Source organism: Microseira sp. BLCC-F43 (assembly GCF_041929235.1).
In the GTDB taxonomy this organism is placed as follows: domain Bacteria; phylum Cyanobacteriota; class Cyanobacteriia; order Cyanobacteriales; family Aerosakkonemataceae; genus Microseira.
Map to the genome: position 1 here is coordinate 1 of NZ_JBHFNP010000006.1, position 11,452 is coordinate 11,452.

17 protein-coding genes are annotated in these 11,452 nt (G+C 43.0%); 7 read left to right on the forward strand and 10 right to left on the reverse strand.

Annotated elements, in window-relative coordinates:
• Positions 1 to 216: 216 nt before the first annotated feature.
• From ACE1CM_RS01190 to ACE1CM_RS01200, 3 genes are all read left to right on the forward strand, one after another.
• Positions 217 to 660, forward strand: a complete 444-nt coding sequence (locus tag ACE1CM_RS01190) for a hypothetical protein (protein WP_374875579.1) — start codon at positions 217 to 219, stop codon at positions 658 to 660.
• Positions 661 to 850: 190 nt separating this feature from the next.
• Positions 851 to 1,054 carry a hypothetical protein gene (locus ACE1CM_RS01195; protein WP_374875580.1) on the forward strand — a complete coding sequence of 68 codons (204 nt, stop codon included), beginning with the start codon at positions 851 to 853 and terminating at the stop codon, positions 1,052 to 1,054.
• A complete protein-coding gene (locus ACE1CM_RS01200; protein ID WP_374875581.1) occupies positions 1,051 to 1,320 on the forward strand; it encodes a type II toxin-antitoxin system RelE/ParE family toxin in 270 nt (89 codons plus the stop codon). Before ACE1CM_RS01195 ends, ACE1CM_RS01200 begins: the two co-directional genes overlap by 4 nt.
• 72 nt (positions 1,321 to 1,392) lie before the next feature.
• On the opposite strand, the gene ACE1CM_RS01205 is transcribed toward ACE1CM_RS01200, so the two are convergent.
• From ACE1CM_RS01205 to ACE1CM_RS01225, 5 genes are all read right to left on the reverse strand, one after another.
• On the reverse strand, positions 1,393 to 1,647 hold the full coding sequence (locus ACE1CM_RS01205; RefSeq protein ID WP_374875582.1) for a type II toxin-antitoxin system HicB family antitoxin: 255 nt from the start codon (positions 1,645 to 1,647) through the stop codon (positions 1,393 to 1,395).
• On the reverse strand, positions 1,637 to 1,888 hold the full coding sequence (locus ACE1CM_RS01210; protein WP_374875595.1) for a type II toxin-antitoxin system HicA family toxin: 252 nt from the start codon (positions 1,886 to 1,888) through the stop codon (positions 1,637 to 1,639). Before ACE1CM_RS01210 ends, ACE1CM_RS01205 begins: the two co-directional genes overlap by 11 nt.
• Before the next feature lie 130 nt (positions 1,889 to 2,018).
• Positions 2,019 to 2,171, reverse strand: coding sequence for a hypothetical protein (locus tag ACE1CM_RS01215; protein WP_374875583.1), 153 nt, complete (start codon positions 2,169 to 2,171; stop codon positions 2,019 to 2,021).
• A gap of 96 nt (positions 2,172 to 2,267) precedes the next feature.
• Complete coding sequence (locus ACE1CM_RS01220) at positions 2,268 to 2,543, reverse strand: hypothetical protein (protein WP_374875584.1); 276 nt, start codon at positions 2,541 to 2,543, stop codon at positions 2,268 to 2,270.
• 26 nt (positions 2,544 to 2,569) lie between these two features.
• Complete coding sequence (locus ACE1CM_RS01225; protein ID WP_374875585.1) at positions 2,570 to 2,998, reverse strand: hypothetical protein; 429 nt, start codon at positions 2,996 to 2,998, stop codon at positions 2,570 to 2,572.
• Between the two features lie 132 nt (positions 2,999 to 3,130).
• Here ACE1CM_RS01225 and ACE1CM_RS01230 point away from each other — a divergent pair, with 132 nt between their 5' ends.
• The 4 genes from ACE1CM_RS01230 (at position 3,131) to ACE1CM_RS01245 (ending at position 4,251) form a co-directional block, all read left to right on the forward strand.
• Positions 3,131 to 3,289, forward strand: coding sequence for a hypothetical protein (locus tag ACE1CM_RS01230; protein WP_374875586.1), 159 nt, complete (start codon positions 3,131 to 3,133; stop codon positions 3,287 to 3,289).
• Positions 3,290 to 3,303: 14 nt separating this feature from the next.
• Positions 3,304 to 3,570: a type II toxin-antitoxin system HicB family antitoxin gene (locus ACE1CM_RS01235; RefSeq protein ID WP_374875587.1), complete on the forward strand. Its 267-nt coding sequence runs from the start codon at positions 3,304 to 3,306 to the stop codon at positions 3,568 to 3,570.
• On the forward strand, positions 3,563 to 3,802 hold the full coding sequence (locus tag ACE1CM_RS01240) for a type II toxin-antitoxin system HicA family toxin (RefSeq protein WP_374875588.1): 240 nt from the start codon (positions 3,563 to 3,565) through the stop codon (positions 3,800 to 3,802). Before ACE1CM_RS01235 ends, ACE1CM_RS01240 begins: the two co-directional genes overlap by 8 nt.
• A 209-nt stretch (positions 3,803 to 4,011) precedes the next feature.
• Positions 4,012 to 4,251 (forward strand): hypothetical protein, encoded by a 240-nt coding sequence (locus ACE1CM_RS01245; RefSeq protein WP_374875589.1) that lies wholly within the window; start codon positions 4,012 to 4,014, stop codon positions 4,249 to 4,251.
• Between the two features lie 582 nt (positions 4,252 to 4,833).
• Here ACE1CM_RS01245 and ACE1CM_RS01250 read toward each other — a convergent pair.
• The 5 genes from ACE1CM_RS01250 to ACE1CM_RS01270 form a co-directional block, all read right to left on the reverse strand.
• Positions 4,834 to 5,052: a hypothetical protein gene (locus ACE1CM_RS01250; RefSeq protein ID WP_374875590.1), complete on the reverse strand. Its 219-nt coding sequence runs from the start codon at positions 5,050 to 5,052 to the stop codon at positions 4,834 to 4,836.
• 215 nt (positions 5,053 to 5,267) lie between these two features.
• Positions 5,268 to 6,050: an SIMPL domain-containing protein gene (locus tag ACE1CM_RS01255; protein WP_374875591.1), complete on the reverse strand. Its 783-nt coding sequence runs from the start codon at positions 6,048 to 6,050 to the stop codon at positions 5,268 to 5,270.
• Between the two features lie 476 nt (positions 6,051 to 6,526).
• Complete coding sequence (locus tag ACE1CM_RS01260; RefSeq protein WP_374875592.1) at positions 6,527 to 8,203, reverse strand: dynamin family protein; 1,677 nt, start codon at positions 8,201 to 8,203, stop codon at positions 6,527 to 6,529.
• Positions 8,204 to 8,271: 68 nt separating this feature from the next.
• Positions 8,272 to 8,814, reverse strand: a complete 543-nt coding sequence (locus ACE1CM_RS01265; RefSeq protein ID WP_374875593.1) for a hypothetical protein — start codon at positions 8,812 to 8,814, stop codon at positions 8,272 to 8,274.
• A gap of 172 nt (positions 8,815 to 8,986) precedes the next feature.
• Positions 8,987 to 11,065, reverse strand: coding sequence for a dynamin family protein (locus tag ACE1CM_RS01270; protein ID WP_374875594.1), 2,079 nt, complete (start codon positions 11,063 to 11,065; stop codon positions 8,987 to 8,989).
• Positions 11,066 to 11,452: the final 387 nt, after the last annotated feature.

Consider the following 11,452-nt stretch of genomic DNA (forward strand, 5'->3'; position numbering starts at 1 on the left):
TTTTTTTTTTTTTTGTGTGTTTTTTTTTTTTTTATTTTTTTTTTTGTTTTTTTATTTTTTTGTTTTGTTGGGGGTTTTTTTTGTTTTGCCCCCCCCCGTGGGGGGGCCCCAAAAAAAAACGAAGCCACAAGGGCTGTATTCAACGGGGTTACAAACCGCTATAAAGTATTTTTTAGGCTATTATTCAGCCTCATCAACTAGCAAGGAGAATCGCTGATGAAAACATCTCGTTTCAAATCAGTTTTAGCTTTACTTGTAACTGCTGTAATTCTGCTTTCTGATCTGGGTGCAGCATTTGCCAGACCTCGCATTCGTTTAAATCGGAGTCCTCGCAATCCAATACCTCGTACTGGCATTATTGGAACTCGTCTTCGCGGCTTTTTGCCTACCCCCAGACAGCACGGTCAAACCAGTAGGAGACAAGACAACATTCCTGCCAGAGATATACTTCAAGCAGTTCGAGAAGGTAGGGTTGTTCGTCAACCGCATCGACGCGGACATAATGGTAGAACCAGAGTCCGCTATGAAGGTCGTAATGCTACTGTAGTGACGCAGAACGGTAGAATAGTAACTACATTCTGGAATAATCCTCGTAACCGCAGCCGTCAACGCAGTGCCACAGAAGGACGTGCGATTCGTTTTCCAAATCGGAATCGCTAGCAGCTATAGTATGGTGCGTCAAACCAAAAAATGTATCGATGAGATAACGAACTTGACTAGCTGACGCACCCTACAGACTATGGTTGAGTTCTGATGATTTTGATCGCCTGTAGTTATTCAAGCGATATGCCTCCGGCACGCTACGCGATCGCGCTACATTAATAATATAACTATCAAGCCCAAAACTTAAATGAAAGCTGAAGATTATCCCTTTGTTAAAGAACTGATAACTGACACTAACGGTACTATCCAAAAAGTCGTTATCAATTTTAGCGATTATCAGCGCCTCCTAGAAGCTATGGAGGATGAAGGACTCGTACTTGCGATGATGGAAGTAAAAGATGAAACCCCCCTTAATTTAGATGAAGCGCTAGCAGAACTTGAAAAAGAGTGAATACAGAGTATCTACTTAGTTTTATTAAAGACATCAAGGCACTTAAAAGTACGCCTGTGTTTGAATCTATTCAAGCACTGGTTTTTGAAGAGATACCCAACATACCTAATTTTGAAGATCTCGCCAACTTGAAAAAGCTAAAGGGATATGAAAATGCTTATCGAATTCGATTAGGCGACTATCGCATCGGTGTTGTATTTGATGGCGAAACAGTTACGTTTTACAGGGTAATACACCGAAAGGAATTTTATCGCTATTTTCCTTGAGCGCGATCGCCCTTTCTGATGATATGCCTTTTTCAGGTGCGTTAGTGTAGCTTGCCGCAGGTATCGCTCTTTTTAGATCGCAATTCGTTTAGAAGGTAAAGGAATTGGCTTTTTCCCACTATCATAAACAGTTTCTATCCATAACTCTCGCGCTTCATTAATATTTTCTAGCGCTTCTTCTAAGGTTTCTCCCTGACTCATACAACCTGGTAGATCGGGAATAATTACTGTATATCCTCCATCGTCTTCTGGGTAAATAGACATCGGATATTTTAAAGAGAGATAATATTCTAAAGATTGATGCTCTAGCTGAGAATTAGTTTTCATCTTTCCAGTTTTCTAAATCTAGTAATCTAATGGTTTCTTCAATATAAGTTCGTTTGACTTTTTTCCCGCCTTTTTTAGGGATAATAATGACTTCTCCTTGCTCATTCTCAAAAGCGTGATGACTTCCTCGCGATCTAACTTCCTGATAACCGAACGCTTCCAGGACATAACTAATATCTTTAAATCTGGCTTCAGGAGGACGAGAAAGAAGGTATTCAATTAATTTACTTAGTTTACCAATTTACCGATTGTAGCATTTTTTAGACTATGTGGGGTTGGTTGGTGGAGTTTGCAGGGCGCGGCTTTTTTGTATGAGGTGAATTTATCGGGTGCGTAGGCGATAGCCGAGGCGTCAGCCATCGCATTCTTAATCACACCACTATTACCGATTGTACCTTCTGAGGAAAAGCTGGAGCAATAAACCTTTCCTTATCCTCTAAAGTCACATAACCATTATCAACCGCCAATCCCATCACCTCAACCAAAAACTTTCTTAACTCTGCTAAAACTTGCTGTTTATCCAACTCATAATCCTGCTGACTATGCTGATAACCAAACTTCCTTAATTGACAATTAATCCGCTCACCTATAGGCGTTAATATTGCGGTAATATGATAACTTTATGCAAAATATATCCGGATACTTTTACCCTGTTCTAATTCCCCAATTTGTTTGGGAAACCGATCTTCTAATAACATACAAATATCCGGTTCAAAAAACACAGTAAACTGGATATCGCCAATTTCTACAATTACTTGGCGATCGCACTCATAACAAAAACGGCGTAACCCTAATTCAAAAGCAGATAATTCCCCTAGCGGATCGTCAGGAGGTAACGCATAATTTTCTAGATTGCGTTCGCCGATTTTCCAATTAAAATTACTTGTTACGTTCATCCTAACTTACCTCGATTTCAATTCTTTTATTTAGGTTTAACAACCGGATAGGCGTATTTAATTGTTCCGTCAGCATTTCTCCCTATTTGAAGATAATAAACATTTTCAGTAATTCCACCATCAGGATGATAAACTCTACCTATCGGAGGATTAAACTTAATAATATACTGCCCATAATACTTCGGAATTAACTTTTCGGCTATTACCCAATCTTGCTCATTTAACCATTGTCCCTGAGCTTGATTCTTGCTAGCCGCTCTTCCCTGTAAATTACTAAGTTTCAGCTTAGAAGCATGATGACGAATAATATGATCGTAAGCTTTTGTTGATTTTGGATTATCCCATTGAGGCTCTTTACCACTACCTTGCCAAATACAACCACTTCCTACCTCAACCGTTGAATCAATAATATCCGCTTCAACAATCTCGATAGTTTCTAGCTCATCTGATGCCAATAAATTCTCCTATTGCGTCTAAGTTATAACTGAATTATAACAGATATATTTAATATTATAATCTGCAATGAATTTGGCTGTAAGTTAGAAAGACTACTTAGCACATGCAAGTGTAGCACTTCGTGGCAGGGGATGGGCGAGAGATCAAGCGTTGCGATATGCCAAAGGCACGCTGCGCGTGAAGCGAAGCTATCGCTCCAAGAATCGCACCAACTCTTGTTGACTGAAGGTATCTTAGATTTAGGCGACAACAAAGCGATCGCAGATGGAACCAAAGCCAAGATGGGATAGCAGCAGGTGAAAAGATGGACTTTTACACAGTGGTACTCAGACAAAGTGCAGGCTATTGGGTGGCTTTGTGCTTAGAAAATGGATTGGTAGGACAGGGAGATAGTCAAGAAAATGCGATTAGTAAGCTGAGAGATGCAATTGAGTCTTTCTCAGAAGTGTATGAAAGTGAACCGGATATTTATACTGCTCCTATTTCTATAGAAGAACTCCACGAATTTTTAACCATTCAGGGCGAGGAACAGAGTCAGGATATTTATGAATTAAGGAAAGTATATGCCTAAAAATATAACCGCCCTCAAGCCCAAAGCGTTGATTAAAATTTTAGAGCGCGGCGGTTGCTTATTTTATAGAGAAGGAAAGGGCGAGCATCGGTTGTACATCCGTGAATTTGAGGAGCAAAGGAGAGTTGTCCCAATTGACATGGGTGCTGGAGAAATGTCACCCGCTTATGTGTTGCGTATTTTTAGGCAATTTGGCTTTACTGATGAAGAAATTGAAACTCTTTTAAGGTAAAAGCGCGATCGCATCTCTGATATCCATTGATCGCCACACTTCACGAATAGATTAGCGTTAAAACTTAGCGTTAAAACTTAGCGCTAAGTCTTGACTGTTGACAGTAATTGTGATATTGCGCTTTAATTTTGATGGAAAAGGCGTTAGTGCATCGCCGCCAAGAGACTTGCTAACGCCTTATCCTTTGTTGTTTTTTGGATAAATTAATCATGCCACAAAATACCCATTCTATTGCCTACCGAGATCGCCTGAATTGTTGGGCGATCGCGCGTTTGCTTCCCAACATGCAGCGGATAATTGTAGCTCGATTCCGCAGTCGCTCTGATGCAGAAGGTCACCTACAGCGGTTGCGACAGTTGATACCCCACGCTTCCTTTATTGTGGTCTTCGATCCTCCGCTCAAACTAGAAATGCCTGCAACTGAAGAAAAAGTTGCTATTCGAGGATAAGGAAAAACGGCTCCCTCTCCTGCAAATAGAGAGCGGGGGAGGACAATAGACAGGTTCAACAAACAAACTCTTTGGCAGGCGAGACGCCCACCCCACAAGAGTTTTTGGACAAGTCTAATAGACCTTTGCAGAAAACAACCTCAAGGGCAGGCGAGACGCCCACCCCACAAGAGTTTTTGGACAAGTCTATTAGTGCTGTAGGGGCGGATTTGACGAGAAATTTGTGCAATTAACGCAGTAAATTCATCAAACCGCCCCCCACGCGCAACCGATACCGAATTATCTTAGATGCAGATAGCAACCGAGGAAAACCGATGACTTTACATGATGAAACCATAGCCAAAATTCGCCAACTGCCGGAATCTTTGGTGCAGGAAGTGAGCGATTGTCAAGAACACATCTAATTTAAGAAAGAGAGAGAGTTGGTCAAGCGCGAGGCGCAATTCCAACTCTCTCTGGAGGCATAGGCTATTAAAGTTAAATATGTATAAAGATCAGCCGAAGGTAAGCGCGAGTTTGTATTTTTTGTCTATTTAATTCATATAAAATTTAGGATCTTTTAGATCTTGAGTCGCTCAAAATTTACAGCATGGTAGAGAGTTCGTTGACCACCTTCAACCTTCCCTTGCGGACAGAGTATAGTATTCGGTCGATGGCGCCTTTGTCTTCTTCGGTGAGGGTATCCTCTAATAGGGCAGCCATTAATCCATATCGATCGGCGAGTGTAATTTTGCCAGATTTGTTAACTTCGGCAAATAGTTCGGCGATGCCAAAGGGTAGGAGGGACACTTCAACTTGCATGGCTAATAAAATGAACTCGATGCTTCTAATATGAAGCTTTTCTTGAGCGCAACAAGCGATCGCAGACTTTATTTAAATGTGAGAATCCTATGGCTAATTTTGTGATTAAAGAGTTTGTAAAGATGTGACGGTATCACCCAAAAGTAGTGATTTAGATCGTAGTCAACAGTTGGCAACAGATAGTATTAGGCTGCCGCACAAGCTGTTTTATCGAGTTATTGGATCCCGTAGGTGATACTCACTTGCATCCTCAACTTGACCTCTGGGTTAGCAGAGGGGTCATAGGGAGGCATACTTTCACTGACTGAGAATATGGAAGAGACTGGAACTCCAACTTTAGAACCGCAAGATGAGGAAGCGGGAGAACCGAAGCTGGGATATACCGTCACGAATAGGATGTCGCCAACTTTGATACCGAGGTCGAAGGCAATAATTTGAGCTTGTGTCAGCGCATCTCGCAGTGCGGCGCGGCGTGCAGTGCGTTCTAATGGCACGCAGTTTTTTACCCCATACTCGGCACCGATACCCTGGATAAACAAGTTGTTATCGCTAGAAAGTGCCTTCGTTACAACTTTTACCACTTCTTGGACGCGATCGCGCGTTGGTTTGTTCACCTGCACCACCAGCTTGGGATTGTCCAACGAACTGCTTTGCAGTTGGATGTTACCAAGGGGGACTTTAATCGCAACTAAAGCATCAACCACAGGCTGGAGGGCTATTTCTACCGGCAGAGCCAAATTACTATCCGCAGATGCTACAGTCGCCTGGGTTGGTTGATCCGTGGGTGCGCGATTGCCGAAGCGAAACTCTATCTTTGCTGTATCCGCTGGTGCAACAGCCAAACCTTGACCCACTACTGTAATCGCCCGTTGGTTCGTTATCATCTGCGGCGTACCGGGTGTAGGAGAAATTTGGGCGGTGCTGTTCTTGGTTTCTCCTATCAACAGAGCGATCGCGATTGCAGCTGAAACCAGGCGGAATGCAGCTATTCTTCTCATAGATGAAATCTCCTTTAAGCACTAGGTCGTAGTTTGGCAGAAACTGGCACCATTGTTGTCATGACTGCGGCATAAATTTGTTGAGTAGGGAACATGGGAATATCTTTGCGTTGAAAACAAAAATTACTGACGCCGTGTCCCTACTTGTTGTAGATAAGTATCTGCTACAACAAATTGGAACGTTTTTTCGGAAAACCTCTTCTTGCTGTTAATGGTTGCGTCTTTACAGCAATTTTCAACTGAGAGTAGGGGCACGGCGTCAACAAGATTAAACTGACGCGGAGGCGATTGAAATGTTGTGTAGGGGCACGGCGTCAACAAGATTAAACTGACGCGGAGGGTATTGAAATGTTGTGTAGGGGCACGGCGTCAACAAGATTAAACTGACGCGGAGGGTATTGAAATGCCGTGCCCCTACTTTTGCGATCGCTCAACGACAGAATCCCGGTTTCTTTAAGAAACCGGGATTCTAGTATCTATAATCCCTTCACCGCCTCTAATTCCCTCTGCAAGTTTTCCCAGCAATTGTGCAATAAATTCTGCTGATAGCGCTTGTTAGTAATTTCTATTGGCTCGGCAGGAATCTGAAAATTAATTACTTTTTGGGCTTTTTCTTCATATTGACTAAGCGTTGTCAGCGCTTCATTACTAAAGCGAGTCAGATAATCTTGAGCCGCATCGGCACAAATTTGTGCTGCTTGATTTTGATAAGCAACTGAGTTGTTTGGCTTATCTTGTTTGACATTCCGATTTAAAAGATAGGCTGCACTTCCTACAACGGCTGCACCCACTGGACCACCTAAAACCCAACCCAAACCCGTTGCGACGGCGACTGGGGCAGTATCGGTCAAATCTTCTGAAATTTTGGGTTTATTTGTTGGTGGCGATGGCAGCGATATTTCTGGGGAAGTCGGTAATGAGATAATTAAATCTCCCGGAGATTCTTGATTGAAAAATTCACAAGCTTGCTGCACCCACTTGACAATTTCTTGTTGATGCTTTACCAAAGCAGGTTGGAAAAATTCGGTTTCCCAGGTTTTAAATTGATTTTGCCCTAAAGCTGCGGCGGCTTCTGATTGATAGCGGTTTAATAAATTTGACAATGATAGCCAGTTCCGCAATTCGGTGAGGCTAGTTTCAAAGCCTTGTTTTATCAGTTTTTCGGCTTTTTGTTGGATTTGTATTTTGGTATTGTGTTTAGTTTGGGCGGCTTCTAATTCGGTGGAAATGGTTTGATATTTGGTTTGGAGAGATTGGGTGAGTTGGGTGGCGATCGCATCCACACGCCCCACCCTACAACTGCCGCTTTTCTCTTGTTGAATTGCCACAATACTTTGCAGTGCCGATTCAAAAGCCGAGAGTCCAGTTGTCTGAATTGCCGACGCATCTCCTTTGAGCCTTGCTCTCAAAGCGGGTAAGGCATCGACGCGGTAAAGGTTACTAAAATTATCGGGTAAATCCGAGCGAAAACTTTCGGCAACAAACCGCAAGCGACTGTAGATTTGTTTTTGTTCTTCGGGTTCCATTAAATTGAGGAAATTGACGACAAAAACGACAGTTTTAATCCCTCGATCGAGCAACCAATCGCGTAAATTTTCCCGTTCGCCTAATGTCATTAACTTGCGGGCATCTAAGAGTTGAATTACCAAATCTGCACTCAATAATTGGTCGCGGACTAGGTTATCTTGTTCCTCGCGATCGTTTGTTCCGGGTAAGTCGAGGAATTCTACCCCCGTTTGCAGGAAGGGATGATGGCAGAAAACTTCAACTTCGGCGACATCTTCTCGCATTCGCCTGTTGTCATCGAGGATGGCAAATTGTTTGAGAATATCAGTCCCTTGTTCGCTAATTTTTCTGCCATCTTTTAAAGTAATGCGAGTTTGTAATTCTTCCCCGTATTTGACGCGAATAGCAGCACCAGTCGTGGGAATTAAATCGATGGGGAGAGTACGCTGTCCCAGCATAGCATTGAGTAGGGTTGATTTGCCGTAATTAAAAGGGCCAAAAACAGCGATGCGGAAAGTGGGATTTTCTAGATAGTTGCAGATTAAGGTTGCATCTCGATAAACTTGGGAAGTTTTATCGAGTTCGAGGATGCCTAGTGCGAATCTGAGATTGTTGGCGAGGTTGTGGTAATTTTCTGGTTGTTGCATATCAATGTTCCTATGGGGCAGTTTGTTTAGTAGGGTGCGTTAACGAAGTGTAACGCACCCGAAGCTTTCTATCGATGCGATCGCTCAGCACCAACCGACATTAAATGCTGCCGTACTATATGTTCAAACTGGTAAAGATAGGCAGTAGTAATGAGTCGATAGAGAGTATCAATGGTGAATAAATCTTTCAATTCATCCCACCAAGCAAGCGTTCCGTATAGCAAATTAGGCGAGGGCCAAAAGATAATCGAAATCATGCTGCTGACGATAAAAGCGAGTGCGATCGCCATCCAACCATAAAAGCCTTCCCACCAACTCATCAAACCGGGAAATATGCTATTGGAGGGGGTGATTTCAGGCGATCGCGTGTTGGGAAATGACCGATCTAAAAACACGTGCAGCCAATGATGGACGACTGCGATCGCTAAAATTGGCGACAGTAAAGCGCCGTAATACAACAAGATTTGCAACTTAGGTGGAAGCCAAGTCATAGATTGACCAAGTTCCACAATTACTCTGAGGATAACTGCCAATCCCCTCACGAGCAAAATTAAGAGAATTGCACTCATCCACGCATTTGGTTTCGGAATCCAATTAGGCCAGTTGTTCATAATTTAACTCTCTTTTGTTAGGTATGCGCTCGCTGCGATCGTTCGCTATTCCGCCAGCCCGCCAGGTATTTTAATCCCTGGCTTGTAGAGACGTTACATGTAACGTCTCTACAGCCCGGAAATTTATTTTTGGGCGGGCTGTATCGCCAACTCGGTTTAATTGAACTAACATTCAAATCACCGATTCCAACAAATCCTGATACACCGATTCCACACTCCTCACCTCCGAAGTTACCTCATTTTCTAAACTTTTTAACCGCTTTAATTCTGTCTCGCGATTCACTTCATAAGTTTCCTTTTGCTTCAGCAAGTTATCTAACTCTGCCTTGCGAGATTTGATGTCATCGTCGATGCGTTCTGATACTTCTTTTTCGTAAGTATCGAAACACTCTTTAATTGCGTCGTGAATCATTTGTCCTTGTTCGTTCGCGACTTGCGGCAGATATTTCACTAGCTCTTTTTTCGCCGCTTTGACTAATTCTTTCCTGGCTCCGTCGGCTTGCAACACTCCTACACCCATTCCTAATAATGCCAGATAAAGGGGGCCTAGAACAATTCCGGTAAACGAAGCAATAATGGCGCTGATGCTGAATACTGTAATTAAATTCAGCAGGATATTTTTCCAATCGAAACCTGCGCCCGCCATCGCTACACCTGCCAGGTTTCCTCGTGCTAAAGAAAATAATCCCATTGCCCATTTTGCCCAAGCTGGCGAGTTATCTTCAGTAGATGTACCGATGATTGGTTGTACTTTTTTTCCGGTTAATTTTTCAGTGATGATGTCGGTGACTTTGGTGTAGGAAGCGCCATAATTTGCCGCACTTTTGCTGAGTTGCCCAAAAGCCGCAGTCATTTCTTGTTCTGCGGTTAAACTCCAAGCGGCGAGTTTATCGCTGATGTATTGCTCGAAGGCTTTTTTGAGTCCGTCTTCAAAGTCTTTGCGGCGGGATTGACTGAGGAAATCTAAAAATCTCAGTTCGGGTTGATAGCGTAAGAAATCGGTTTCAAAGGTGTTGCCTAAGTTTAATACGTAGGAACGGAAAGAATCAGCGATCGCTTTAGATTTCGTAGCGCTCAAGTTTCTGATTTCTTGCTGGAATTGATTGCGAATCTCTGTTAGTTTGTTGAATTCAGGCTCAACGGAACTAATTCTTTGTTTCAATCCATTGACATCTTGCTCCAATAATGGTAAACGTCGTTCTACAGCTTCGCGGACGTGGTTTTGGGTTTGGCGGGCGAGGGTGCGGGCTTGTCTGAGTTCTGCGATCGCGCGTTCTTTAGTTAAAAATGTATTCAATGCCCCCATAAACTCGGGAAAACCAGTTCCCTCCAAAGAAACCATCGGGTTTTTAATCCGTTTCCGCAAGGCTTTAATCGCAGAAATTTCAAACACCCGCTCATCGTAAATATCGTAACCATCCACATAGCAATATTCAGCCAGATTGGCTTTAAAAACTTTCCGCAATTTTGTTTCTGCTGCTTGCAATTCTTCCTCATCATCCGGATCGATCAAAGCTTCTTTCACCTGATCCCAAGCATTGATTAAGAAGAAAACGCTCAAACCTCGACCTTTGATGTAATTTTCCAGGTAGCGACGTTCTCCCAAAGTGCAAGGTTGAGATGCTCTGAGAACAAACAGAATTGCGTGACAATTATTGATATACCCTAAAGAAAGTTCGTTTCTTGCTTCCGTATCGTTTAACCCCGGACTATCAACAATTTCCACGCCTTTTTCTAACAGCGGTAAGGGATATTCGACGATGGCGTGACTCACATCGGGAAAGGCTTGTTTCTTCTCTTGTTCTAGCCTTTTTGCCTCCCCAGGGTCGATGGTATAGCGTTGCTTGAAATCTTTGAAATCTATCGTTTCCGGTGGTTTGCCGTCGCTAAAGTAAACCGTTACTTTCTTGTCTTTTCCGTAGCGTAAAACGGTTAAAATTGCCGTGCAAGGATTGACATCGCTGGGTAATAAGTTTTCTCCGATTAAAGCGTTGAGGAATGTGCTTTTTCCTCGTTTCATATCTCCTAAAACTAGGAGGCGAAATACGCCTTTACGTAATTTATCGCTGGCGAGGTTGATGTCTTCGATGTCTCTTTCTAATCCCAAACTACCAGAGGCAGATTCTCCGGCGGATTCTGCGGTTTTCAAGGTAGCGGCAATTTTGCCCAAACTGCCAGCAACTTGATAGCGTGCTTTGGCAACTTTATCTAAGTCCTTGAAGAAGTTTTCGGTTTCTACTTTGTATGTCATTTTGGGTGGAATTTAGCGAGTAGATATTTTCAGAAGCCGCACCCTTAAGGGTGCGGCTACACAAGCAAAGCCTGCCTACGCAGGCTTTAAAACCTTTGTTTTTTCCTAAGTCCTTGTTTTGCGGACTTCGTTTGTGTAGGCGCACGCTTAAGGGTGCGAACTACAACGGAGGCTTTAAAACCTTTGTTTTTTCCTAAGTCCTTGTTTTGCGGACTTCGTTTGTGTAGGCGCACGCTTAAGGGTGCGAACTACAACCGAGGCTTTAAAACCTTTGTTTTTTCCTAAGTCCTTGTTTTGCGGACTTCGTTTGTGTAGGCGCACGCTTAAGGGTGCGAACTACAACCGAGGCTTTAAAACCTTTGTTTTTTCCTAAGTCCTTGTTTTGCG